This is a genomic window from Streptomyces sp. NBC_01304 (assembly GCF_035975855.1).
Taxonomy (GTDB): Bacteria; Actinomycetota; Actinomycetes; order Streptomycetales; family Streptomycetaceae; genus Streptomyces.
Map to the genome: position 1 here is coordinate 503,971 of NZ_CP109055.1, position 24,810 is coordinate 528,780.

Consider the following 24,810-nt stretch of genomic DNA (forward strand, 5'->3'; position numbering starts at 1 on the left):
CCGGCGGGGCTGCGTCGTCTCACGGATGTCCTCGGGGCGCAGCGGTGCGGCATCCGCCGCGTGTGGGGTCAGCGCCGCGCGGTGAGGTGGGACCGCAGGCCGCCGAGGGTGCGGGCCAGGATGCGGGAGACGTGCATCTGCGAGATGCCGAGTTCCTTGCCGATGGCGCTCTGCGTCATCTCGGCGCCGTACCGCAGGGCGAGGATCTTGCGTTCGCGGTCGGGCAGGGCGTCAAGGAGCGGCTTGAGCGCGTGCAGGTCTTCGACCTTTTCCAGGTCCAGGTCCTCGTAGCCGATGTGGTCGGCGAGGGTGTCCTCGGGGCTCTCGGTGTCGCTCGGGAAGTCCAGGGATGCTGCGGTGTAGCCGTTGGCGGCGACGAGTCCTTCGATGACGTCGTTCTCGTCCAGGCCGAGGTACGCGGCGAGTTCCGGCGCGGTCGGCCGGTGGCCGTCGCGCTGCTCGAGCCGGGCGGTGGCCTTGTTCAACTCGATGCGCAGTTCCTGCAGGCGGCGCGGGACGTGCACGGCCCAGGTGGTGTCGCGGAAGAACCGCTTGATCTCGCCGATGATGGTGGGCATGGCCAGGGTGGGGAATTCCAGGCCGCGTTGGGGATCGAAACGGTTGATCGCCTTGATCAGCCCGATGGTTCCGACCTGGACGACGTCCTCGTAGGACTCGCCGCGCACGCCCATGCGGCCGACGGCGTAGCGCACCAGGGCGAGGTTCAGCTCGACCAGGGAATTGCGCACATAGGAATACTCGGGAGTTCCTTCCTCCAGCGCGTCGAGCCGCTCGAACAGCACCTTGGACAAGGCCCGTGCGTCGGCGGCGTTCACGCTGCCGGGTTCGGGCAGGCGAGGCAGATCCTCCAGGCCCGGCGCGCCAGTTGCGGAGCCCGGGCCGGTGGTATGTCGCTCCGCGTACGAGTTCGTGCTGACTGGATCGATGCCTGCCACGGTCGCCATCGCCGCTCCCAAGATGAATAGGGGCGCCCTCGGGCCGAGAGCGCATCGTGCACTGGCCAGTACCCGCCAACAGCCGTAATACACCCGTGACCTGACGCTCCGTATCGAGCCATGGATGCCACATCGACGGCAGGCACCTGCGTTCAGAAGCACGACGGGGGTGCACAGACACCCGGTCAACTGCCTTCGACAACAGGATCCACAAACGGCGCAACGTGGTTGAGCACAGCCCACACGATCCGCGACCACCACGTGGTTCTGCAGTCTCCACGTCAACATCAACAGCTGGTTCGCGGTCGAGAATCCGCAGGGGATGTGGCGAAGAGGCCCAGGACTTCGCCGGGCCCAACTCGCCTTCCTGGCAGCAGTGCGAGCCCGGGCCGCTGCTGGGCCGGTGACGGCGCGCCGTGCCCTAGCCGGCGAGGACGGCCCGCACCGTCTTGCCGCCCGCGGCGGCTGCGGTGACATCGAGGTGCTGCGCCAGGCTCCGCACCATGGCCAGGCCGCGTCCGCTCTCGCCGTCCTCGGTCAGCGGCCCGATGCGCGGCAGGGCGCAATTGCTGTCGTACACCTCGACGGTCACCCGGTCATCGGCCACCTTCAGCCGCAGACGGCACAGACTGCGACCGTGCCGGGTGGCGTTCGTGACCAGCTCCGACACGACGAGGGCCGCGTCATCGGCCCGCTCGTCGCCGACGCTCGCCGTCCGCCGACGGGGGCGGGCAAGAAACGCTTCGGTCAGCTCGCGCGCCCGCCGGGGCGAAGCCGGATCGTAGGGCAACAGATACTCCACTCGCCCAGAACGCCGATGGGTACGCCGATGCGTACGCATGGCGAATCACTTCCCCTCCAAGAACGACCGGCCCTTCACGCCGGGGCCGCACATGTCTGGTGCGGCTGGTTCCGTCCGCTGGTCATTCCCCGCCAACGCGATCGGCAATCCCGCGGCTTGTGGCACACCCCTCCGGGAGAGGGAGCACGAACCATGCTGACCTGGGCGGCCTCACCGCATGGGGTCACAACTGCTTCTGATCCTCCTAGTGCTTGCGGGCGCTGCGGTGGAAATGCCGCGACTTCCAGTCGTGCTTCGACTTCGGCTTCGGCTTCGGCTCCGATTGTGGGCTGGTGTCCTTGCCGGGGTGGTCAGTCCAGGCGGGCTTCTCGTGGGCCTCGCGCCACTCGCGGAGCACCTCGTCGATGTCGATCTCCTTGCGGCCGAGGTGCGGTCCGGGAGGTGGCATGCGGAGCATGGCGGTGATCTTCTCGTTGACCGGTTCCAGGATGTTCCGCACCATGCGCTCGGACGGTGCCTCGGCCGCCTCGGCCAGGGCGTCCTCGGCCTCCTTGCGCAGGGCCAGGACCGGGTTGATCATCGCCATCAGGCCCTCGCGGGCCATCTTCTGCTTGATCCACCACATCTCGTCGTACGGCACGTTGAGATCACGTATTGGCTTGCCGATGCCGGGCAGGTTGGCGAACTCGCCGCGCTCCTGTGCCTCGCGGATCTGCTTGTCGACCCAGGACTCGACGGTCATTCCCAGGGGCTTGCGTTCGGTCATGATGCGATTCCTCGTACTTGGTGGTTTCGAGCTGGATGCTGGTTTCGATGTTCAGGCCGGGACTTCGACGCGGGGCTCGACGGATGCGCGGTCGATCCGGGACAGGACCAGGGTGATCGACGCGGCTGCGGCGAGGGTGACGCCGCCGCAGAGCAGGAACGCCGCCTTGGCTCCGTACGCCTCCGCGAACCAGCCGATGAGCGGGGAGCCGATGGGCGTGCCGCCGAGGAAGACCAGCATGTAGAGGCCCATCACGCGGCCGCGCATCTCGGGCTCGCAACTGAGCTGGGTGGTCGAGTTGGAGACGGCGTTGAAGACGACCGCGACGACTCCGGTCACGATCAGGACCACGATGAACAGCCAGAGGTGGACGGGCAGGACACCCAGGATCATTTCGAGAAGGCCGAAGGCCGCGCCCGAGGCCAGCACGAGGGCCATCCACGGCTTGGCCCAGCGGGCGGCCATGAGCGATCCGGCCAGCGAGCCCACGCCCAGCATGGAGTTGAGCAGGCCGAGGGTGTTGGCGCCGTCGTGCAGGACGTCGGTGGTGTAACTGGCGAGCAGAACCGGGAAGTTGAAGGCGAAGGTGCCGCCGACGCCGACCAGGACCATCAGCCAGAGCAGCGTCGGGTGGGCAGCGACGTAGTGGAGTCCCTCGCGCAGTTGCCCCTTGGCCTTGGCGACCTTGCGCCCCTCGTGCAGTTCGCCCACCCGCATCAGGGCGAGGGCGGCGAGTACGGCGAGGAACGAGACGGCGTTGGCGGCGAACGCCCAGCCGGTGCCCACCGCGTGGATCACCAGACCGGCGACGGCCGGGCCGATGAGGCGGGCCGCCTGGGAGGTCGAGGAGTTCAGGGCGACCGCGTTGGGCAGGTCGTCCTTGCCGACCAGTTCGGCCACGAAGGTCTGCTGGGCCGGGTTGTCGATCACCGTGACCAGGCCGAGCAGGAGCGCCAGCACGAAGACGTGCCACGTCTGCACGACATGGGTGAGGGTCAGCACCGCGAGCACCACGGCCAGTACGCACATCGCGGTCTGGGTGCCCGCCAGGAGCCGGCGGGTGCGTACGCGGTCCACGATGACGCCGCCCCACAGCCCGAGCACCAGCATCGGGATGAACTGCAGCGCGACGGTCACACCCATCGCGAAGGTACTGCCGGTCAGGGTCAGGACCAGCCAGTCCTGGGCCATCCGCTGCATCCAGCTGCCGATGTTGGACAGCACCTGGCCCGCGAACCAGAACCGGTAGTTGCGGATCCGCAAGGACTGGAACATGCTGCCGCGGCGCTTGGGAGCGGCAGCTGCCTCCGGTGCCGGCGGCGTAGCGGCCACCTGGTCGGGGGTATCCGCAGGCAATACGTCGGATTGCGGGCGGGGTTCGTCGGGGGTGTTCGCCGGGTTCATCGCTACCTCGGAAGGAATGCGGGGGTGGGAGGTCTTCTTCCTGTACGGGCGCGCTAGGCGGCCGGCGCCGGAGGGTCGGAGTCGTCGGGCTCGGCCTCGGGCGGCGGACTGCTGGGCAGGCACACCAGGAAGGCGGCCCCTTGGCCCGGCGGCGGGTCGGACACGGTGAGGGTGCCGCCGTGGCGCTGCGCGATGGCGCGCGCGATGGCCAGGCCCAGACCGCTGCCGCCCTCGTCGCGGCTGCGGGCCTCGTCGAGGCGGGTGAAGCGTTCGAAGATCCGCTCGCGGTCGGCGGCGGGGATGGGCGAGCCGTCGTTGGCCACCAGACAGTGCGCCCGCCCCTCCTCGGCAAAGACGGTCAGGGTGACGCGGGAACGGGCGTGGCGTACGGCGTTGTCGAGCAGGTTGCGCAGCAGGCGCCGCAGCTGCCCGGCATGACCTCGTACGTACGCGGGATCGGTCGCCTGCAAGGTGACGCCGGGGCCGTCGGGGTGGGCGTGGCGCGCTTCGGTGCACAGGTCACCGGCAAGGTCGCTCAGGTCCACCCGGAGGTCGATGGGGTCGGCGCCCTGGCTGTCGGGCCGGGCGAGGAACAGCAAGTCGTCGGCGAGCAGTTGAAGGCGGGCCACCGAGTCCAGGGCCTCCTGGGTGGCCTGCGGCCAGTCGGTGTGCTCCGGGTGGGCGAGCGACACCTCCAGGCCGGCACGCAGTCCCGCCAGCGGGCTGCGCAGTTCGTGCGCGGCGTCGGCGACGAACCGGCGCTGTTGGACGTCGGCCCGCTCCAGGCTGTCGAGGGTGTGGTTGATGGTGACGGCCATACGAGAGATCTCGTCTTCGGCAGGAGGGACAGGCACGCGGCGCTCCAGGTGCTGGGCCGTGATGGCGGCGAACCGGGTACGGATGGCCTCCACCGGACGCAGTGCGCGCCCCGTCGCGAACCACGCCACCAGCGCCACCACCGCGGCGGACAGCGGAACGCCTGCGAGCAGGTAGGGGTCGAGCGCATCCGTACTCCGGCGGGCGGTGAAGGGGAGCACGGGGACGTAGACCGTATAGCGATCGGCCTCCGTCTTGCCTGCGGGCACGGCGGTGGTGGCCACCAGCGTCAGCGTCTGACCGGCGAGCGGAGCTGCGAGGGACTCGCAGTGTGCGGCCTTCGCCTGCTGCTCCGGGGCTGGCTGCTCGCCGAAGCCGCACCCGGGCCGCACGGCAGGCAGGTGCACCGTGGTGCTTTCGCTCCAGCCCGCAGGGGTCCCGGCGGGTGCGCGGGGCAGTGCGCGGGCCACCCCCGGGAAGGCCGCGGCCATCCAGTTGGCGTCGGCGCCATCCGGGGTCAGCAGCCAGTGCATCCAGGACGTGTCCGTCGGCTCCCCGGGAGCTCCGCTCGGGTGGCCGTCCTTGCGCAGGTCCAGAGCGATGAGGCGGGCCTGCACCAAGGATGTCTCGCGGGCCGCAGCCAGCTGGTGCTCGTACAGGCTGTGGCGCAGAAACCAGGCGCCGCCGCCGGCCAGGAGCAGGGCGGCACAGCCCGCGGTCAGCGCGGTACGAGCCCGCGTCGGCAGGCGCTGCAGACGGCTAGGCATCGTCGGCCGCCAGCCGGTAGCCGACGCCCCGCACCGTCTCGATGCTGTGGACGTCGTACGGGGTGTCGATCTTGCGGCGCAGCATGCTGACGTAGACCTCAACGATGGACGTCCCACCCGTGTATGCCGCATCCCATGCCTCGGCGAGGATCTCCTCCTTGGACACCACCTTTCCGTCGGCACGCAGCAGGCAGTGCAGGACCGCGTACTCCTGCCCGGTCAGGGCGATCCGGTCGGTGCCGCGGCCGCAGTGGCGGGTGGCAGGGTCCAGCCACAGCTGCCCGGCACGCAGCAGCCCCTCGGTGGTCGTCCCCGCGCCGGTGCGCCGGATCAGGGCGTTCAGACGGGCGCGCAGCACCACGTAGGAGAAGGGCTTGCGCAGGTAGTCGTCCGCCCCGACGTCCAGGCCCTCGGCCTCGTCCAGCTCGCCGCTCATGGCCGTCAGCATCAGCACCGGTGTGGTCACGCCTGCACGCCGCAGCTCTTCGCAGACCCGGTAGCCGTTCAGCGTCGGCAGCATCAGGTCGAGGATGATCGCCGCGAACACCCGGTTTCGTCCCAGATCCAGGCCGGTCAGCCCGTCACGCGTGTGCGTGACGGAGAAGCCCTCCGCCGCCAGACCCCTGTTCAGGGCCCGGGCGATCTGAGGGTCGTCCTCGACCACCAGGATGTCCATGCCCTTCAGCCTGAAGGCAGTGGCGATCTAGGGCGATATTTATCCTTAAAGGTCTTTAAGGGATCTAAGGGGCTGTTAAGGCGCTCGTCAGATTCGGAGCTCGGCCCTTCGGCGCCGGACAGCTGTGCCTTCGCTCCCGCGAGCTTCACTCCCGCGAGGCGTGCAGGTCACGATCCTTCGTTCAGCGCGGTTCATCCCGAATCCTTCAGGCTCAGGGCGTTCCACCCCTCAACCAGCGCATTTTCACCGCCATTTCAGCTTCTTTACATCTTGCACACATGCTGGCATGGTCATGCCCAGTGGTGCCGCCGGGGGGCGGCCAGATGGTTGGGGGGCAACCAAATGGCGGACAGACCTGCATTACGACGCCTGTACCGACTCCGGTCGACGCATCTCATGCTGTTCGCTCTGATCGTCGTTCTCGCGGCCTTACTCCCGCTGACCGGAGGGCTCCCCTGGGCGCAGGCCGCCCCGGACGCGGCCCCGGCGCCGGTCGCCACCGACCCGCCGCCGGCCCCGCACCACCCGGCCGCACCCGCCTCCGCGATGGCGCCATTGGCGCCCGAACTGCCCCGCGACGGCTGGACCGCCGCCGCGAGCGACGAGGAAACCGCCGCCGAGAACGGACGCGCCGCCAACGTGCTGGACGGCAACACGGCCACCATCTGGCACAGCAAGTGGTCGGGCACCGCCGCGCCGTTGCCGCACCACATCACCCTCGACATGCACCGCACCGCGGTCGTCTCCGCACTCGTCTACCAACCGCGCACCAACAGCGCCAACGGCCGGATCGGCCAGTACGCGGTGCACCTCAGCAGCGACGGCAGTACGTGGGGCGCAGCCGTGGCCACCGGCACCCTGGCCGACGATGCCACGACCAAGACGCTGAGCTTCGCCCCCAAGGGCGCACGCTTCATCCGTCTCACCGCCGTCACCGAGGCAGGCAATCGCGGCCCCTGGTCGTCCGCCGCCGAGATCAACCTGCTGGGCGACCCGGGCGCCCCGGCCTCCGTCGTGGACCTGCCGCGCGAGGGCTGGACCGCCACCGCGAGCGACCAGGAGACGACCTCGGCCGACAATCGTGCCGCCCTCGCCCTCGACGGCGACGCCGACACGATGTGGCACAGCAAGTGGTCGGGCACACCCACCGCACTGCCGCACCACATCACCATCGACATGCAGACCAACAGGGCTGTCTCCGCACTCAGTTACCAACCGCGGCGCTCCGGCGCCAACGGCCGCATCGGCGCGTACTCGATCACCACCAGCACCGACGGCACCACGTTCGGCGCGCCCGTGGCCGGTGGCACCTGGAAGGACGACGACACCGTCAAGGGCGCCACGTTCACGCGTACCGTCACCGCCCGCTACGTCCGCCTGACGGCGACCTCCGAGGCGGGCAACCGCGGACCGTGGTCGTCGGCGGCCGAGCTGCGTCTGAGCGGTCCCGCGCAACCCGCCGTGCACGGCTCCTGGGGCAAGCTGACCGGCTTCCCGCTGGTGCCGGTGGCCGCCGCGGTGCTGCCCAACAACAAGATGCTGGTGTGGTCCGCGTACGGGATCGACCGCTTCGGCGGCAGCAACGGCTATACGCAGACGGCGATCTGGGACCTCACGACGGGCACCGTCTCCCAGCGCCGCATCGAGAACACCCGGCACGACATGTTCTGTCCCGGCATCGCCATCCTGCGCGACGGACGCATCCTGGTCACCGGCGGCAGCAACGCCGAACGCGCCAGCATCTACGACCCCGCCACCGACGCCTGGACCTCGACCGCGGACATGAACATCCCGCGCGGCTACCAGGCCATGACCACCCTCTCCACCGGTGACGCGTTCGTCCTGGGCGGCTCCTGGAGCGGCGGCAACGGCAACAAGGGCGGCGAGGTCTGGTCCGCCGCGAGCGGCACCTGGCGCACCCTGTCCGGCGTGCCGGTCACCACCACCATGACCGCGGACCCCGCAGGCCCCTACCGCGCCGACAACCACCAATGGCTGCACGCCACTTCGGGCGGCCGCGTGCTGCACCTGGGCCCGAGCAAGCAAATGAACTGGATCTCCACGACGGGCCACGGCAGCATCTCCCCCGCCGGCAACCGGGCCGACAGCGCCGACGCCATGAACGGCAACGCCGTGGCGTACGACACCGGCAAGCTCCTCACCCTGGGCGGCGCCACCGCGTACGAGAACACCCCGGCCACCCGGCGGGCGTACACCGTGGACCTGAACAGCGGCGGCCAACCCCTCGCGGCGCGCACCGGCGACATGGCCTACGCCCGGTCGTTCGCGAACAGTGTCGTGATGCCCGACGGGAAGGTCGCCACCTTCGGCGGCCAGTCCAACCCCCTGCCCTTCAGCGACGCGACCTCGGCGATGACACCGGAGATCTGGGACCCGGCCACGGGCAAGTTCACACGCATGGCCTCGATGGCCGTGCCGCGCAACTACCACTCCGTGGCCAGTCTGCTGCCGGACGGGCGGATCTTCTCCGGGGGCGGCGGGCTGTGCGGCGACTGCGCCACCAACCATGCGGACGGCGCCGTGTTCACCCCGCCCTATCTCCTCAACGCCGACGGCACCGAGAAGACCCGCCCCGTGATCACCGGAGGCGTCCCGGCCCGGGCGGCCAACGGGGCCCAACTGACCGTCACCACCGACTCCTCCGTGGCCTCGTTCGTCCTGGTGCGGGCCGGAGCAGCCACCCACTCGACGGACAACGACCAGCGACGCGTGCCGCTGACGTCCCGTCAAACCGGTACCGGAGCCTATGAGGTGACGATCCCCACCGATCCCGGAGTGGCGCTGCCGGGCACGTACATGCTCTTCGCCATGAACGCGCAGGGCGTACCCAGCACAGCGAAACTCCTCACCGTCGGCTGACACAACGCCCCAGCAGGGTTGGCCAAGGGCGGGGTGCGACGCTCCGGCACCGGCTCCGCTCCTGGCCCTCAGCGCAGGAGTTGGGTCACGGTGCCGGAGCCGGCAGCGCGACCCTTGCGACGGAACGCGAAGGTCTGGCCTTCCTCCAGGGCAACGGCCTCGTCGAGCACCACCGTCACCTCGCCCCCGTGAAGCGGCCGGACCACGTCGGCGCCCTCGGGCAGGGTGACGGTGCCCCACACAGCGGCGGTGCGGGGGTAGAAAAGGAGGCGATCGCCGGAGCCAACGTCCCCGCTGCCCTGCTCTTCGGACAGCAGGGTGATATCGGCACTGAACGCGACCTGGGCGCCGATCGAGCCCGGCATCGCGAGCACCTGACCCCGCCCCACGGCGTCCGCGGCAACGTCCTGCAGGAACAGCCCCACGTTCATCTCCGCACTCGCCTCCCCGATGCGCGTCCGGCTCTGCTCGATGTCCGCGACGACGGCGGTCGCGCCGCCATCCGGGCCGACGATCTCCACCACGTCGCCTTGACGCACGCGGCCTCGCTCGATCAGGCCGACCGCCATGACCACTCGGCCCTGCTGCGGGCGGAACACGTCCGAGACGGGCATCAGAAACGGCTTCTCCGACGCGTGCGCCACTGACTCCTCCGTAAACGTGCCCTGTTGGTGGGACTGAGCGTCACTACACCGTACGAAGTGAACCAGAGCCGGACAGGATCTTGGTGGCTACGTCCCCTGGTCAGGTCCCGGAAGGCGGCGAGCCGTTTCAGCGGCGACGTGTTCGGCGATCCGGGAAACTGGCCGCCATGGATGAGGTCGAGGTCGTCGTTGCCCATTCCGAGCGCGCGACGCTGCGCGTCGGCGACGTGTTCCTGAAAGTGGACGCCGATCAGGCGCGCATCGACGTCGAGGTCGCGGCGATGGCACTGGCGCCGGTCCCGACCCCAAAGGTTCTGTGGCGCAAGCCGCCCGTGCTCGCGCTCGCCGCAGTCCCGGGGAAGGCGCTCGGCCGCCTCGGCGAGCCGTCTACCGCGTCGCCCCAGGCGTGGGCCGCGGCGGGTGCCGCGGTCCGGAAGTTGCACGACGCGCCGTTGCCCCACTGGACCGGCCGGGCCGGCCGGGACCTCGACGCGTTGGCGGCGGAGCTCGACAGCGAGTGCGAATGGCTCGTGAGGAACAACGTCCTGCCCGCCGACCTGGTCACCCGCAACCGCCAGGTCGCCGAGGCCGCGCTCCGGCCATGGGCTCCTGCGTTCACACACGGCGACCTGCAGATCGCCCACGTCTTCGTCGACAGCAACGGCAACGGCATCGGCATCGGCATCGGCATCGGCATCGGCATCGGCATCGGCATCGGCAACGAGATCACGGGCATCATCGACTGGTCCGAGGCGGGCCAGGGTGATCCCCTGTACGACCTCGCCACCTTGATGCTCGGACACGAGGAGCACCTCGGCGACGTCGTCGCCGGGTATGGCCCCGGTGTCGACCTCGACGTGATCCATGCGTGGTGGTCGTTGCGCAGCCTGCTGGGAGTTCGCTGGCTCATCGAGCACGGCTTCGACCCGTTCACGCCGGGATGTGAGGTCGACGCACTGAGATCCCGGATGTGAGGTTGCCCGGGCCCGACCGCTCAAAGTGCCTTCTGGCGCGGCAAGCAGGCCATCTCCTGGCGCCCAATACCCGCCCGGCCCCCGACGAAGTGCGGTGCGGGGTCGTCGCCGCGTGCAGGGCGGTCCTGCCTGGGAGCGCTTGGCCAACGCGAGGGAAGCCCGCACCAAACAGGATCATCCCTCGTCAACCACGGCCATCCGCCGACCTCTTGCGCCCGGTTGTGTACTGAGTACTCTACCCAGTACACAACAGAGTGGGAGAGCCCAAATGAGCGTGCGTCACGCCTTGTTGGCCCTGCTCAGCGAGGGCCCGAAGTACGGCCTTCGGCTGCGGCAGGAGTTCGAGGAACGGACCGGGGAGGTCTGGCCGCTCAACACCGGCCAGGTGTACACGACCATGCAACGCCTGGAGCGGGACGGCCTGGTCGAGTCCGACCCCGACGACACCGCGGAGGGGCCGCAGAAGCTCTACCAGATCACCCCTGCCGGAGCCGAAGAGCTGGATGTGTGGCTGCGTACGCCGCCGCCCGCGGATGCGCCCCCGCGCGATGAGTTGGTCATCAAGGTGCTGGTGGGCCTTCGCCTGCCCGGGGTCGATGTGCGGGACGTGCTGCAGGCGCACCGGCGGCACACCATCGCGCAGATGAAGCAGTACACCCGCTTGAAGGAGGACGCGGCGGACGACCTGTCGCTGCTCCTCGTCGCCGATGCCCAACTGTTCCGCCTCGAGTCCGTGGTGCGGTGGCTGGACGCCGTCGAGGGCCGGTTGAAGAACCACACGCTCGTCGCGCCGTCCGCTCGGTCCGACGCCGCCGCGTCCACCCGTACCCGCCGACTTCGGGGAGCCGTGCGATGAGTGCCGTACTGGATATGCGTCAGGTGTCGAAGACCTACGGCAGCGGGACCGCCGCCGTGCACGCGCTCGACGCCGTCGACTTGGCCGTACGGGCAGGTGAGTTGGTGGCCGTGATGGGCCCGTCCGGGTCCGGCAAGTCCACGATGCTCACGATCGCCGGGAGCCTGGAGGAGCCGACCGAGGGCGAGGTGTGGATCGAGGGGACCGCCCTGTCGGAACTGAGCGGCAACGAACGAGCCCGGCTGCGCCGACGTCACATCGGCTATGTCTTCCAGGACTTCAACCTGCTGGCCGGACTGACCGCGGTGGAGAACATCACCATGCCGCTGGAACTCGACGGCATCAAGGCCAAGCAAGCCCGCCGGGAAGGGATGCGCGCACTGGAGGAACTCGGCCTCGCCGACCGTGCGGACGACTTCCCCGACGAGCTCTCGGGCGGCATGCGTCAGCGCGTCGCCATCGCCCGCGCCCTGGTCGGCGACCGCCGGCTGCTGCTGGCCGACGAGCCCACCGGCGCGTTGGACTCCGACACCGGCGAGGGCGTGATGCGGCTGATCCGCGCCGCCTGCCGGGACGGCGCCGCCGCGGTCCTGGTCACCCACGACGCCCAACTCGCCTCCTGGGCCGACCGCGTGGTGTTCGTCCGGGACGGCCGCGTCATCGACTCGGGCCCGGAACCCGAAGGCCCCGAAGCCCTGCTGTCGTCCGGGCAGGAGTCGGACCGGTGAGCATCGCGGCCCCCACCCGGTCGCCGGGGCGGGGGCTCAACGGCGGGCTGCCGGCGCGCAGTGCCGTGGTGCGCTGGGCCTGGCGGCTGTTGCGCCGCGAGTGGCGTCAGCAGGTCCTGCTCGTCGCTCTTGTCGCCTTCACGGTGGCCGCCGCCGTGTGCGGACTCGCCGCCGCCCATGCCTATCCGGACTCCGCATCCTCGACGTTCGGCTCCGCCCAGCAGCGCATCAGGCTGGAAGCAACCAGCCCCGAGCAGTTGAAGGTCCAGGCCGATACCGCCCGCGCCGAGATGGGCGACGTAGAGGTCATCGGCCACCGGAGCGTGCCGGTTCCCGGATCCGTCAAACCGCTGGACCTCCGCGCCCAGGATCCGCACGGCCGCTTCGGATCGCCGATGCTGGCGCTGATCAACGGACGCTACCCGACGGGCAGTTCAGAGGTCGCTCTCACCAGGTCCGCCCTCGACCTCCTGCGCGCCGAGGTCGGATCCCCAGTCACCCTGGACGGACAGCACCTGACGGTCGTCGGTCTGGTGGAGAACCCCCACAAACTCACCGACACCTTCGCCCTCACTGCTCCCGGCACTGCGGTGGCAGCTCGTCCGGCCGTCAACCTGGTCGTCCTGGCCGCCGCCACGTCCGAGGAGTACTCCGCGTATCGCGAGATCGACAGCGGCCCCAAGTTCACACAGCAGCGCGGGGACTTCGACTCGGCGCCGATCACCACCGGTGTGTTCGCGCTGGCCACCGTGGCCCTGCTGCTCGTCTCGCTGGTCGCCGCGGCCGGCTTCGCGGTGACCGCTCAGCGCCGCCTGCGCCAACTCGGCGTCCTGGCCTCGCTCGGCGCGACCACACGCCACCTCAAGCTCGTCCTGCTCGCCCACGGCGCCATGACCGGACTGGCGGCTGCCGTACTCGGCTTGCTCATCGGCGTACTCGCGTGGCTGCCGATCGCCCCGCGCATGGAGAACGGCGCCGGGCACCGCATCGGGGCATTCTCGCTTCCCTGGGGGCTGCTCGTCCTGCTGACGCTCTTCGCGGTGCTCGCGCCGACCCTCGCGGCCTGGTGGCCGGCCCGCTCCGTGGCACGCATCCCCGTGGCCGAGGCGCTCTCCGCGCGCCCACCACGTCCCGTGCCCGCCCGGCAGTCGCTGTGGGCAGCAGTGGTCCTGCTCGCGGCGGGCATCGGCGCGTTGATCGCCGCGCACCAGACGAACGGGATGCTCATCTCCCTGGGCATCGTGGCGGTCGTCCTCGGCCTGCTGCTGCTCAGCCCCCTGCTGATCCGGCTGGTGGCCGCGACGGCCACGCGAATGCCCTTCACCACCCGGCTCGCCCTGCGCGACCTGGGCCGTCACCAGGCACGTGCCGGCGCCGCGCTGGCCGCCATCACTCTCGCGATCGGCATCCCGGTGGCCATCTCGGTGCTGGCCGCCGTCAACCTCAACTCGGCCAAGGACGGCAACCTGGCCGCCAACCAGCTCCTCATCCGGATCGGCTCCGACGCCCCCGTCGTCCCGCAGATCGGCGACCAGGAGCTCGATCAGGTACGTAAGACGGTCAATCAGTACGCAGCCCAACTCGGCACCACCGCAACACCGTTGACGATGGCGTACGCCTCCGACGCACCGCAGTCCCGCGGCGGGAACATCGACGACGGCGGCGGCCGACCGGTCATGGAAGTGGGCCGCAAGGCCGGCTCCAGCACTTGGCGCAGCTCTGCCCTGTACGTCGCCACGCCCGCGGCAGCGCGGCAGTTCGGCTTCAGCCTCGGCGCGGCCAAGGCCAACACCGACGTCCTCACTCCCGTCACGGACGAGCTCGAACTCCTCGGCGTCCCGCAACGCGACCTCATCGCCCGCAAGCAACCCATCGGCGACTCGGCCTACAGCGCCGTGCCCGATACCTTCCTCACCCGTGAGGCCGCGCAGCGCCACGGCTTCAAGACCGTGACCGTCGGCTGGTTCGTCCAAACGCCCCACGACCTGACCACCGCCCAGCTCACCACCGCCCGCGAACTGGCCGCGTCCAACGGCCTGGTCACCGAGGTACGCGACGCTCAGGACGGCCTCGCCACCCTGCGCTGGGCTTCGATCGCGGGCGGCACCGTCCTCGCGCTCGGCGTCCTCGCCATGACCGTCGGCACCATCCGCGGTGAAGCCACCGACGACCTGCGCACCCTCACCGCCACCGGCGCGACCAGGACCATTCGCCGCAGCCTCACCGGCGCCACGGCCGGTTGCCTGGCCCTGGCCGGCGTCGTCCTCGGCACGATCGGGGCGTACGCAATCCTGCTCGCCGCCTACGCCGATGACCTCAGCACACTCGCCCGCGTCCCCTACCTGCCGCTCGCCCTCGCCCTGCTCACGCTGCCCCTGCTGGCCGCTGCCGCGGCTTGGCTCACCGCCGGGAAGGAGCCCGACTCGATGACACGGCGCCGACTGGAGTGAGAGGTGGCGGCGCGCCGCAGGGCGGCCAAGTCGCCGCCGGGGCCCAGTGCCTCAGCAGACCGCTCGCCGAAGAAGCGGATCTCCGGAGCCGGCCGACACCCTGAGCAGACCGCCCACCCGCGTTCATCAACGGCGCAGGACACGAACCCGGCGCGAGCCGCCCCCCTCGGCTTCTGGCGACTCAGGTATCGGTTCCCAACGCCCGCCGTGCGGCAACCTGGAACGCGACCTCCAGAGGCTTCTTGGCCTCGAACCCAGCCATGAACTGCCCGTCGTGCTCCGCGAGACGCCCAGTACCCTGCTGGATCGCGTCTCGAATCCAGGTGCCGGTCAACAGCTCCCACTGCCTCAGAGCTTCACGCAGATCCTCAGCCGCCGCAGCCACAGTGTGCGGGCCGGCCATCGTGACCGCCGCCGCCGCGGCGCTGAACCGCGTCCAGGCGTCGTGCACGCTGGAGCGGGCGCTTTCCCAATCTTGCACGCCGGCTTCACCGTGCAGCAGATCGGATGCCTTCCAGACGGCGTTGGAAAGTTCCTTCGCGCAGGTGACAAAGCCGGTATAGGTCTCGCGGCGCAAATCCGCGAGCCACCGCCTCTCCTCTGCGCGATGCTGAGCATCGAGACTCCGGAGCTGCGTGCTGAGGGTGAGCAGTCCGCCGCCTACACCACCGACAGCACCGATCGCTGCACCAAGTATCGCTGCCACGCTGGCATCCACTCGGCGCGCCCCTCTCGTTGGTCTCCAACCGTTCTACCCCGTCGCGTCCTTACCCAGGCGGACGTCATTGCGGAACCTGACCCGGGATCAAACACACCTCACAGGGCAAAACCCTCAGTTGAGGTTCTGCGTGCTGCCCACCCAGGGGAACGTCGCTGTGCAGTCAGCACGCTGCCCAGCGCTGCGGCGGCTTCGGGCAGTGGCCTTGCGGCCGGCTCACCACCGGTCCCCGCCCGATCGAGGATGCACGACGTGCCGTCATCGGCGCAGGCCGCCCTCCCTCACGGCATGGCACCTCAGCCGCCCCGGTGTCAACTCACCGACACCCGTCGGGTGTTGCTGTCCCAGGTCCAGGCGGCAGCCCGCCACCGGCTTGCACTTCTGCCGCGCGGGCGGCGCGTGCCCGCTGCGGAACGGGTACGAGGCGTTCACCGCTCCCGGCCGCACTCAGGTCCAGGTCGCCGAAATGCCGGACGGACAGCGTTACTTGTGGACCTCGCGCGCCATCACCCGCCACCAGGACGGCTGGAGTGAACCTGGCTGCAAGACCTTCGCGATCAGCCTCGGCTGCGACATCCGCCAGGCCGGTCGGCTCGTCCACGCCGACGGCCTTGATCTGGCCGGCACGGCCGCCGCCACCCCCATCGGCATGGGCTGCCGCATCTGCGAGCGCCTCGAGTGCCGCAGCGGGCCATGCCACCGTTCTGCCGCACCCGCGCCGTCGACGAGCGGAGCAGCACGTGCGTGCCGCACCCCGTCGTCGAGGCGGACGGTCGTGCCACGCGCTGGACACAGTCGGACAGTCCGGGCCTCCCGCCATACGCCATGCGCGCCGCTGCAGTTCGTCCTCGCCGCGACGTCGGCAACAGCGTCCGGACTGCTTCAGCCCCGACGCCCAGCCGCTGCCAGGGCGTCCTTGACCTCCCGCACCACGCGGTTCGCGTCTTCGGGGTTGTTCACCACGTCTGTGCAGTTCATGTCGATGACGAGGACGTCGCTGGCCGAGTAGTGCTTGTGCACCCAGTCGTCGTAGCCGGACCACAGCGTCCGGTAGTACTCAACGAGGCTCTCGTCCTGTTCGAAATCACGGCCCCGCAGCCCGATCCGGTGCAGCACCGTCTCGAAGTCCGCCTTGAGATAGACCATGAGATCCGGTGCCTTGCGGTACGGCAGGCCGTCGATCTCGCGCATCATCTCGTTGAGCAGCCCCTCGTACACCTGCATCTCGAGGGAACTGATCCGGCCCAGGTCATGGTTGACCTTGGCGAAGTACCAGTCCTCGTAGATGGACCGGTCCAGGACGTTGTCGCCCTCCTTGTACGCCTCCTTGATCGCGGCGAACCGCGTCTGCAGGAAGTACAGCTGGAGCAGAAACGGGTAGCGCTTGGCCTGTATCTCCTCAGGGCTCGCCGTATAGAAGAGCGGGAGGATCGGATTGTCTTCCACGCTCTCGTAGAAGACGTCGCTGCCCAGCTCCTTGGCAATCAGTTCGGCGACACTCGTCTTACCAATGCCGATCATGCCTCCGACGCAGATCACCGGCATACCTCACTTCTCCCTGGGGGTGTCATGTGATCCCGTCCGGACCAAGGCCCTGAAAAAACGCCGCTGCCATCGACGAGCCGGCCTGACCGCTCCTCACTTGCCACGCACTGCGCGAAGAACCCCAGCCCTCGGACCGCCCTGAATCTTAAATGACGATTCGCCGCACGTCGGCCAGAGCCTCCCTCTGCCCTTCACCACCACGATCGCTCGAGCCTCAGCCCGTCGCCATCGCCCGCGCCCTCGCTTCGAACCCCGCTTTCCTGCTCTGCACCGACACCGCGCACCTCCTGAACGCCGGAAGGCGCACCACCCGGCAAGCGCGGGTTTCAGCAGTGTCGCTTTCGCCGGTGCCGCTGACCCTCGACGGGGCTACGGTGCCCACCAGGCACGATCCATCCCTTGAGAAATGGGTGACTTGTGAGCGCATCTGCGGATTCGTCATCGTCCTCGACTGCCCGGTCCGGGGGCCTTGCGCGGCTGCTGGTCAGGGCCGCCGATCTGGCCAAGGCAGGCCTGGACGAATTCACCGAGTTGGCCGCGCCTTCGTCTGACGAGGACCCGCCGCCCATGACCGGACCGAGCCCGGAGAGCACGGCTCTGCTGAATCGGGCGTTCACCGACAAGCCCGATAGAGAGGTCAGGACCTCGTTCGCGACCGCCGATTCCTCGATCGTCGTCGACGAGGGGATTTCGGAGCGGACAGCGAGGCCGCCGCGAGCTGGATGGCCGACATGCGACAGGTGTACGCGCAGTGCGCCGCGTGGACGATCAGCATCGGCGATCAGGCGATACCTGTTGAGGTGGTGGAACCCGCCGATGATCCGAGCAAGCCGCTCCAGGTGGAGCAGCGGGGGTTCGGCGACGAGGCGCTAATGCGCACGATGCTCGCCGGTCCGGTCGGACAGCGGGCCCAGATCACGACTCTCCTGGTTCGTGACGGTGGCCGGGTCCTGGAGCTGACGTTCCGCAGCTTGGTGGCCGAGCTCGACAGCCCTGAGACAAGCCTGCTTCACATCGCGATGTCGCGATTCCTCGAGCTGGCTCCGGCGAAGTTCCTGGGTCCGCCGGTCGGCTAGAGATCCACAACCTTTGTGCGCCCAACATGACGGAAGACCCCGGCGAGGGGCTTTGTGTCCTGGCCGGGGTCTTCGCGGTACTGAGTACGCGGTCAGGTTGCGGCCTACGTCCAGTGGCGGCCGCCCTGACATGCATGCGTCACGGACAGGTGACGAGGATGACGGACACGACGGTGCAGGAGACGGCCGCGGTGTCGTTGGCGGGGTTGGGATCGGCGGGTGCGGAGGCGGTGCGCAGGCCGGTGACCTTGACCGTGCCGAGGCTCAGCAGACGCAGCGGGACGCGGAAGGTCTTGTTCACGCTCGCATTGTTGGCGATGGCTCCGTAGGTGCAGGTCACCGTGGTGCCGGCGGCGGTGCATCCGGCGGAGAGGTTCGTGGCGGAGGCACCTGGCGGGAGCGTCGCGGTCAGGGTCGCTGAAGTGACGGCGCCGGGGCCGGTGTTGTGGGCGGTGAGGGTGTAGCTCAGGTAGGGCACCAGGAGGCCCAGGTTCGGCTGAGCGGTCAGGTTGACGTCGATGTCCGCCGCCGCCGAGGGCGGCGTAGCAGCGAAGGCCACACCGTAGGGACTGCTGAACCCGCTGATCGTGGCGGTGACGGCGTTGGTCGCGGTGTCGATCACCGAGACGGTGTCGTCGGCTCGGTTGGTGGCGTAGACGACCGCGCCGGAGGGACTGACCGCTACTTTGGCCGGGGTGTTGCCGACGGGGACGGTCGCAGTCACGGCATTGGTCGCCGTGTTGATGACCTTCACGTCGTTGCTGCCGCCATCGGTGACGTAGGCCCGCGTGCCGGACGGGTTGAACGCGACGCCGTTCGGGGCGGTCCCGACCGTGATGGTGGCGCTGACCGTGTTGGTCGCGGTGTTGATGACCGAGACCGTGGTCGCGGCGTTGTTGGTGACGTACGCACTGGTCCCGGACGGGCTGACCGCCACGGCCGAGGGGCTGTCCCCGACGGGGACGGTGGTGGTCACCGTGTTGGTGGCGGTGTTGAGCACCGAGACCGTGTCGTCGCCGTTGTTCGTCACGTAGGCGGTGGTGCCCGATGGGTTCACCGCCACCCCGTTCGGGGCGTTGCCGACCGGCACGGTGGAACTGACCGTGTTCGTCGCGGTGTCGATGACCGAGACGGTGTTGCTGGAGAGGTTCGTGACGTACGCGCGGGTCCCCGACGGGGTGAACGCGACGGTGAGGGGGTTGCTGCCGACGGGGACGGTCGCGGTGACCGCGTCTGTCCCCGTGTCGAACGCCGAGACGGTGCCGTCGTCGAAGTTGGTGACGTACGCCTGTGTGCCGGCCGGGTTGACCGCCAAGCCGGTGGGATTGCTGCCGACGTTGATGCTGCCGGTGACGGTGTTGGTGCTCGTGTCGAGCACCGAGACGGCGTCGCCGCCGAAATTGGAGACGTACGCTTTCGGGCCGGCAGCGGCGTGGGCGGGCTCGCTGAGCGCTGCCACGCCCGTCAGCGCCAGAGCGCCACCGGCAGCGAGCGAGGTCAGCCGGCGCGCCCAGCGGGAAAGGGAGCGGCGGGGTCTGGAAAGTGCGGAAACCATGGGACTTCCCCCCTCATCGAATCCGCACCCTGGCGGCAGATCCGAAGGATCCGGGAACCGGCAGCGGTGCGGTCGCGCAGGCCCCGCCACCAGCGATCCACTCGACCACCCAGCGCCAGAGCCCCCGTACATCGCGCATCGCGCCGCCGGCGGCTCCCTCACCACTCGGGGACATGACGCGCACGTCGCGCACCACCGCGGCCGCGACCGGGACGCGACGGTCCCACCCCGCCCGAACCCCGACGGAGCGGCGACCGGCGAGTCACGGGAATCTTCCCGCTTCCTCACCAACCCCGGAGCGGAACCACCGCAGTTGTCCACATTCGGTCAGAAGCTGGCCGTCCGGCAACTTGACACCGTGCACCAGGGGTTGGTGACCTGCCATGTCGCCTGGGAGGAGGGTCCGTGGACAATCTTGCAATTCCCGTGTGGCCCATGCCTGTTGGACGGTCCGGATTTCTGCGTCGGCGCTGACCGGCATCGGTGGGCTGACGAAGCCCCGGCTCCAGGCAATGGCCGTTCGCCTAGCCGGGTGCGTCACTGGTGAACGTGCTTCGCTGCCGCCGCCAGGAGCCTGTCCAAGGCGTGCTCGGCGACGGAGCCGGCTGCGTCGAAGGCCTGGCGGTCAGGCCGGCGGTTCTCTCGACGCACGGCGGCTCGGGATCCTGCGCCGTAAGCTCTCCGCCCCTGGAGCAGGTCCTGCCAGAGCTCGACGAAGCAGACAACCCCTGCTTGTGGCGGCTGTGGCACGAGATGACGCGACTCATCGCCGATACCGATCCGCACCCCACGGACTGAGACGACCTCTACCCGGCTGTGGGTGAGCCGAGCGGGTGGATGAGCTGCTCGAGCAGGGGCGTCAGGAGGTCGATGAGGGTCTCGGAGTCCGCGTCGGCAAGGGCGCTGAGGCCGTACATCTGGCGCATCACTTGGAAGCCCGAGACGAGCGAGAGCACCAGGGCGGCGCGCTGGGGTGCCAACTGGCCGTCGAGGCCCTGGGCAAGGGTGCGGTGATGGTGTTCCTCGACCAACTTCCGCGCATACGGAGCCGCCTGGGCGCTTGATGCGGAGTGCAGCATGATCATGAAGCCGTCCAGCGGTGGCGCTCCCCGCTCGGTCTGCCGGACCAGCGCGGTGGCGAGATCGCGTGCCGCTGTGGGCGATTTGATGTTGTCGTCGGACATGACGCGCGGCTGGCGCATGCACTCGTCGAGCACGTCGATGAAGAGCTGTTCCTTCGAGCCGAAATAGCGGTTCACGAGCATGGCGGTGACGCCCGCTCCGGCGGCGATCTCGCGCACTCCGACACCGTCGTAGCCGGAGCGGGCGAAGGCTTTGCGCGCGGAATGCAAGATCGCTTCACGGGTGGCGGCGGCGTCCCGGCGCCGGACGCCCTCCTGCTGGTCCATGCGGGCCCCCTGTGTGTTGTGGCGGTCGTGCACGCCAGGCGGTCGCGGCGCACATCCGTTAGTCTACAGCTGTATACATCGGGTCGCCCGGCCACCCACTGCTCCCCCACCCCACGTACCGGCCCCGGCACCCACCCGCCGCGCACAGGCCCGCGACATCCGCTGCGCCCGTCGTCACCGCGCGCTCCGTGCACGACACCCGACCATCCCCTTTGGAGAAGCCATGAGCGACCTCGTCCTGGTCACCGGCGGGACCGGATACATCGGCGGCTGGTGCATCACCGAACTACTGCGCCGCGGCTACACCGTGCGCACCACCGTGCGCGACGCAGGCCGCGCCCAGGCCGTCACGGAGGCCGTGTCACGCGAAGTGGACCCCACAGGGCGGCTCTCCTTCGCCACCGCCGACCTCACCACCGACGAGGGATGGCCGGAGGCGATGCGCGACGCCGCGTACGTACTGCACGTCGCCTCCCCGCTCGGCGCCCGCTCCGACGCCGACGCCGACCTCATCACCCCCGCCCGCGACGGCGCACTGCGCGTCCTGCAGGCCGCGGCCGAGGCGGGGGTGCGACGCGTCGTGATGACCTCGGCGGCCAACGCCGCCAGCCCGTCCTCGTACGCCGCCGAGGGGGTGACCGACGAAACGCTGTGGACCGACCCCGAAGAACCGACCCTCATCCCCTACCGCCGGTCCAAGACCCTGGCCGAGCGCGCCGCCTGGGACTTCGCCGAACAGCATGCCGGCGACCTGGAACTCGCCACCGTCCTGCCGGGCGCCGTCTTCGGCCCGGTCCTGACCACCGGCAACATCGGATCCGTGGCCATCATCCAGCGCATGATCAAGGGCGAGATGACCGGGATCCCCCGCATCGGCCTGGAGATCGTGGACGTACGCGACCTCGTCGATGTCCACCTGCGCGCCATGACCCAACCGGCCGCAGCAGGCCAACGCTTCCTGGCCACCGGCGAGTTCCTGTGGATGTCCGACATGGCCGCCGTGCTGCGCGACGGCCTGGGCGAGCGCGGCCGCCACGTCCCCACCCGCCGCATCCCCGACTTCGCCGTCCGCCTCGCCGCCCGCTTCCGCGACCCCTCCCTGCGCGAAATCACCCCCGCGCTCGGCCGCCGCAACCGCCACACCACCGAAAAGGCCCGCACCCTCCTCGGCTGGGAAACCCGCCCCACCCGCGAGACCCTCCTGGACTGCGCCAACAGCCTCATCGCACACGGCGCCGCATCAACTACCCGAGGCTGAAGACCCGGGCCTGCCCCTCGGATTCACCGATGGCTCCGGCAGTCCGACTCGGTCCCAAGGTCGCGCTGCGTACTGCGTATTGCTCGCTGCCGGCTATGCGCGGCGTCCCAGGTAGGCGGCAAGCCGGGTGTAGACGTCGGCGTCTTCTGACACTGGTACGACCGGGCTGAACGGGCCCTGCTCACTGCGGGCCTCCGGGGGCGCGAACTTCGAGAATGCCTCGAGTGCCTGCGCCGCAAGGTCAGGGTCGAGTTCGGCGAGCCGCCGGGTGGCATGTGCGAGGTCCCAGGAGTGAACCGTGAACTCGTGGGTGTAGGCATCAAGAGCAGTCCGGCCCGGCAGTGTGGCCCACGGGAGCTCCACCATTCGGTCGAGCTTCTCGCCATCGGCCCACACCCGCTCGACATCACTACGGGCCTGGGCAAATGCGCTTGCCCACCCGTCATCGGCTACGCCGACGATCACGTCGGGGACGTCGCGCGCATCGCCTCCGGTGCCGACCCGGGCGAGCTTGTGCAGCACGGAAACGACATGCCCAAGTAGTGCGCGAACGTCGTAATCGGCACAGGGAGTACGGGCGTTCAGCTCCTCGGGACTTACCGCCGCGACCTGTAAACCGGCTTGGTCAAGTGCCCTGGCGAGGTTCGGACGCGGGTCATGGGCCAGTTCAGTAGTCATGATGGGGAGGCTACAAGCACGCGCTGACAGGCCGGACAACCGTAGTGAGGGGTCGATTTGGGCTGCGGCCCCAGCGACTCGCCGGCCGCGTCGTGACGTAGGTTCAGCCAATGCAGATAGGTCAGCTGTTGGGCTCTGGGCGCAGTGCCGATGTGTTCGAGCTCGACGATGCGTGGGTGCTCCGTCGCTATCGCCATGGTGGCGACGCCGTGGCTGAAGCGGCCGTCATGTCGCATCTTTCGACGAGCGGTTTTCCGGTCCCCGTCGTTCGTGCGACGGACACGTCCTCGGAGCTCGTGATGCAGCGGCTGTCCGGGGTGACGATGTTGCAGGCGTGGATGGACGGCGCGATCACGGAAGAGGACGCGGCGGCACTGCTCGCGCGGCTGCTGCACCAGCTGCATGCGGTCCCGGCCAGAGTCTCCGTCCTCCCCGGGGACCGGATCCTTCATCTTGATCTGCATCCGGACAACGTGATGCTGACGCCGCAAGGTCCCATGGTGATCGACTGGTCCACCGCGGCGGAGGGCCCTCCGGGCCTGGACTGGGCGATGTCGGCTCTGATCCTCGCGCAGGTCGCGGTCGGCCCGGCGAGCGAGGTCGCCGCGGGAGCCCGTTCCATGCTCACAGCCCTCATGGGAAATCTGGGTGCCCTGGTAGATCTTGGTGATGTGGAAGGTGGTCATCTCCCGCAGGCTCGGGCGAGGAGAGCCGCCGACCCCAACCTGACCTCCCAGGAGCTGGGGCTTCTGGACGAAGCGGCGGCTCTGGTGAGCGACCTGGCGCTACGACTTCGACAAGTACCGGCGGCTGATGCGTAAGCGCGGCATCAACCGCAGCTCGCCCCCCGGTGCGCTCGGCATGGCTCCGACCTCGGCGGCACGCTCATCCGGGCCGCAGCCGCGTGAAGTCCGTGCGGCGTGCGACGGCATGCAGATACTCGAGGGCATCGAGCACGACCGTGTCGTGGTGCCAGGACAACCACTGTCCGGCCTGCCTGCCGATCTTCCGCAGGGTTTCACTCTGACTGTCGGTCAGATCAGCGGACGGTCCTGCCAGATGGGCCGAGACCATGCCGACGCACGATCCGTCCGCGCCCAGCAGTGGGATGCTGTGGCAGGAGCGACTGCCGGCCTCGAGGATGGCCTGTCGGGCGCCGTCGGTGAAGACCGGATCGGTGGCCACGTCATGAACCGTCCGCACGGAGAGCTGGGCCGCTGCCTCGGCGCAGGACGTGCCCTGTTCGCCGACGAAGGCGAAGTAGTCCACGAAGTCTTCGGTCAGCCCTGTGTGATGCTCCAGGCGTAGCCCCTGGGCGACCGGGTCGGGCAGCTGCACGTTGCCCATCTCCGTGCCGGTGATGGCCAGCACCTGTGAGAGTACGACGCGCAGCATTCCGTTGCGGTGCGTCGGAGCGGCACCGTTGAGGCGGAGCGCGGTGAGCACAGGGGGACGGCGCTTGACCCTTCCCGGAAACCACAGGCTGTCATCCGCATCGGGGCGTGGGGTGCTGAGCAGGACGTCGACGAGGGCGCGCAGCTTCACGTTGAAGCGCTGCGAGACGCCGCGCAGCAGTACGAACGCCATGTCGGCGTCGGGGATTTCGTAGCGCTCCATCAGGATCCCCTGCGCCATGGCCACCACCGGACGGCTCCGGTCTCGGGCCCGCAGCCGCCGGTTCTCGTCAAGGGCGCGAACGAGCTCGTCGCGCATGACGTCCGGGTCCCATTCCGCCGATCCCGGCGTCGCCTCCATGCCACCTCCGCTTGAGCCTGGCGCTGCGAAGTCGGGCCGCCAGCACCGGTACCGCGTGTGCCTCACCACGCGCGCGGTACCGCCGACCCGCAAGGCC

The 24,810-nt window shown here is 69.5% G+C and carries 21 protein-coding genes and 1 pseudogene; 9 read left to right on the top strand and 13 right to left on the bottom strand.

Annotated features, from left to right (window positions below):
- Positions 1-68 precede the first annotated feature (68 nt).
- From OG430_RS02170 to OG430_RS02195, 6 genes are all read right to left on the bottom strand, one after another.
- Entirely contained in the window at positions 69-965 is an 897-nt protein-coding gene (locus tag OG430_RS02170) for a SigB/SigF/SigG family RNA polymerase sigma factor (RefSeq protein WP_327350636.1), read from the bottom strand.
- A gap of 412 nt (positions 966-1,377) precedes the next feature.
- The gene (locus tag OG430_RS02175; protein WP_327350637.1) at positions 1,378-1,746 is read right to left on the bottom strand and encodes an ATP-binding protein; all 369 of its coding nucleotides are present in this window, start codon (positions 1,744-1,746) and stop codon (positions 1,378-1,380) included.
- Positions 1,747-2,002: 256 nt separating this feature from the next.
- A complete protein-coding gene (locus OG430_RS02180; RefSeq protein WP_442816429.1) occupies positions 2,003-2,524 on the bottom strand; it encodes a J-domain-containing protein in 522 nt (173 codons plus the stop codon).
- A 51-nt stretch (positions 2,525-2,575) separates the two neighbouring features.
- Positions 2,576-3,856, bottom strand: coding sequence for an MFS transporter (locus tag OG430_RS02185; RefSeq protein WP_327350638.1), 1,281 nt, complete (start codon positions 3,854-3,856; stop codon positions 2,576-2,578).
- Between the two features lie 125 nt (positions 3,857-3,981).
- Entirely contained in the window at positions 3,982-5,511 is a 1,530-nt protein-coding gene (locus tag OG430_RS02190) for a sensor histidine kinase (RefSeq protein ID WP_327350639.1), read from the bottom strand.
- On the bottom strand, positions 5,504-6,187 hold the full coding sequence (locus OG430_RS02195) for a response regulator transcription factor (protein WP_327350640.1): 684 nt from the start codon (positions 6,185-6,187) through the stop codon (positions 5,504-5,506). Before OG430_RS02195 ends, OG430_RS02190 begins: the two co-directional genes overlap by 8 nt.
- A gap of 396 nt (positions 6,188-6,583) precedes the next feature.
- On the opposite strand from OG430_RS02195, the gene OG430_RS02200 reads away from it, so the two are divergent.
- On the top strand, positions 6,584-9,067 hold the full coding sequence (locus OG430_RS02200) for a discoidin domain-containing protein (protein WP_327350641.1): 2,484 nt from the start codon (positions 6,584-6,586) through the stop codon (positions 9,065-9,067).
- Positions 9,068-9,135: 68 nt separating this feature from the next.
- Here OG430_RS02200 and OG430_RS02205 read toward each other — a convergent pair whose 3' ends face one another.
- Positions 9,136-9,711 (bottom strand): hypothetical protein, encoded by a 576-nt coding sequence (locus tag OG430_RS02205; RefSeq protein ID WP_327350642.1) that lies wholly within the window; start codon positions 9,709-9,711, stop codon positions 9,136-9,138.
- 167 nt (positions 9,712-9,878) lie between these two features.
- On the opposite strand from OG430_RS02205, the gene OG430_RS02210 reads away from it, so the two are divergent.
- The 4 genes from OG430_RS02210 (at position 9,879) to OG430_RS02225 (ending at position 14,719) form a co-directional block, all read left to right on the top strand.
- Positions 9,879-10,685 carry a phosphotransferase gene (locus OG430_RS02210; protein WP_327350643.1) on the top strand — a complete coding sequence of 269 codons (807 nt, stop codon included), beginning with the start codon at positions 9,879-9,881 and terminating at the stop codon, positions 10,683-10,685.
- A gap of 268 nt (positions 10,686-10,953) precedes the next feature.
- The gene (locus tag OG430_RS02215; RefSeq protein ID WP_327350644.1) at positions 10,954-11,541 is read left to right on the top strand and encodes a helix-turn-helix transcriptional regulator; all 588 of its coding nucleotides are present in this window, start codon (positions 10,954-10,956) and stop codon (positions 11,539-11,541) included.
- Positions 11,538-12,269 (top strand): ABC transporter ATP-binding protein, encoded by a 732-nt coding sequence (locus OG430_RS02220; protein WP_327350645.1) that lies wholly within the window; start codon positions 11,538-11,540, stop codon positions 12,267-12,269. Before OG430_RS02215 ends, OG430_RS02220 begins: the two co-directional genes overlap by 4 nt.
- Positions 12,266-14,719 carry an ABC transporter permease gene (locus tag OG430_RS02225; protein ID WP_327350646.1) on the top strand — a complete coding sequence of 818 codons (2,454 nt, stop codon included), beginning with the start codon at positions 12,266-12,268 and terminating at the stop codon, positions 14,717-14,719. Before OG430_RS02220 ends, OG430_RS02225 begins: the two co-directional genes overlap by 4 nt.
- Positions 14,720-14,900: 181 nt before the next feature.
- Here OG430_RS02225 and OG430_RS02230 read toward each other — a convergent pair whose 3' ends face one another.
- Entirely contained in the window at positions 14,901-15,425 is a 525-nt protein-coding gene (locus OG430_RS02230) for a hypothetical protein (protein WP_327350647.1), read from the bottom strand.
- Positions 15,426-15,786: 361 nt separating this feature from the next.
- On the opposite strand from OG430_RS02230, the pseudogene OG430_RS02235 reads away from it, so the two are divergent.
- Positions 15,787-16,196: pseudogene (locus OG430_RS02235) on the top strand (DUF2083 domain-containing protein); the annotation flags it as partial.
- Positions 16,197-16,319: 123 nt separating this feature from the next.
- Here the strand turns inward: OG430_RS02235 and OG430_RS02240 are convergent.
- Positions 16,320-16,982 carry a deoxynucleoside kinase gene (locus tag OG430_RS02240; RefSeq protein ID WP_327350648.1) on the bottom strand — a complete coding sequence of 221 codons (663 nt, stop codon included), beginning with the start codon at positions 16,980-16,982 and terminating at the stop codon, positions 16,320-16,322.
- Between the two features lie 731 nt (positions 16,983-17,713).
- Here OG430_RS02240 and OG430_RS02245 point away from each other — a divergent pair.
- Complete coding sequence (locus tag OG430_RS02245; RefSeq protein ID WP_327350649.1) at positions 17,714-18,058, top strand: hypothetical protein; 345 nt, start codon at positions 17,714-17,716, stop codon at positions 18,056-18,058.
- Between the two features lie 139 nt (positions 18,059-18,197).
- On the opposite strand, the gene OG430_RS02250 is transcribed toward OG430_RS02245, so the two are convergent.
- Together OG430_RS02250 and OG430_RS02255 are read right to left on the bottom strand one after the other, a co-directional pair.
- Positions 18,198-19,613: a beta-propeller fold lactonase family protein gene (locus OG430_RS02250; RefSeq protein ID WP_327350650.1), complete on the bottom strand. Its 1,416-nt coding sequence runs from the start codon at positions 19,611-19,613 to the stop codon at positions 18,198-18,200.
- Positions 19,614-20,419: 806 nt separating this feature from the next.
- Positions 20,420-21,022, bottom strand: a complete 603-nt coding sequence (locus OG430_RS02255; RefSeq protein WP_327350651.1) for a TetR/AcrR family transcriptional regulator — start codon at positions 21,020-21,022, stop codon at positions 20,420-20,422.
- A gap of 223 nt (positions 21,023-21,245) precedes the next feature.
- On the opposite strand from OG430_RS02255, the gene OG430_RS02260 reads away from it, so the two are divergent.
- A complete protein-coding gene (locus tag OG430_RS02260) occupies positions 21,246-22,280 on the top strand; it encodes an NAD-dependent epimerase/dehydratase family protein (RefSeq protein WP_327350652.1) in 1,035 nt (344 codons plus the stop codon).
- Between the two features lie 93 nt (positions 22,281-22,373).
- On the opposite strand, the gene OG430_RS02265 is transcribed toward OG430_RS02260, so the two are convergent.
- Positions 22,374-22,958 carry a TIGR03086 family metal-binding protein gene (locus OG430_RS02265; protein ID WP_327350653.1) on the bottom strand — a complete coding sequence of 195 codons (585 nt, stop codon included), beginning with the start codon at positions 22,956-22,958 and terminating at the stop codon, positions 22,374-22,376.
- Between the two features lie 110 nt (positions 22,959-23,068).
- Here OG430_RS02265 and OG430_RS02270 point away from each other — a divergent pair, with 110 nt between their 5' ends.
- Positions 23,069-23,779, top strand: coding sequence for a phosphotransferase (locus OG430_RS02270; RefSeq protein ID WP_327350654.1), 711 nt, complete (start codon positions 23,069-23,071; stop codon positions 23,777-23,779).
- A gap of 64 nt (positions 23,780-23,843) precedes the next feature.
- Here OG430_RS02270 and OG430_RS02275 read toward each other — a convergent pair whose 3' ends face one another.
- Positions 23,844-24,713 (bottom strand): ANTAR domain-containing protein, encoded by an 870-nt coding sequence (locus OG430_RS02275; protein ID WP_327350655.1) that lies wholly within the window; start codon positions 24,711-24,713, stop codon positions 23,844-23,846.
- Positions 24,714-24,810: the final 97 nt, after the last annotated feature.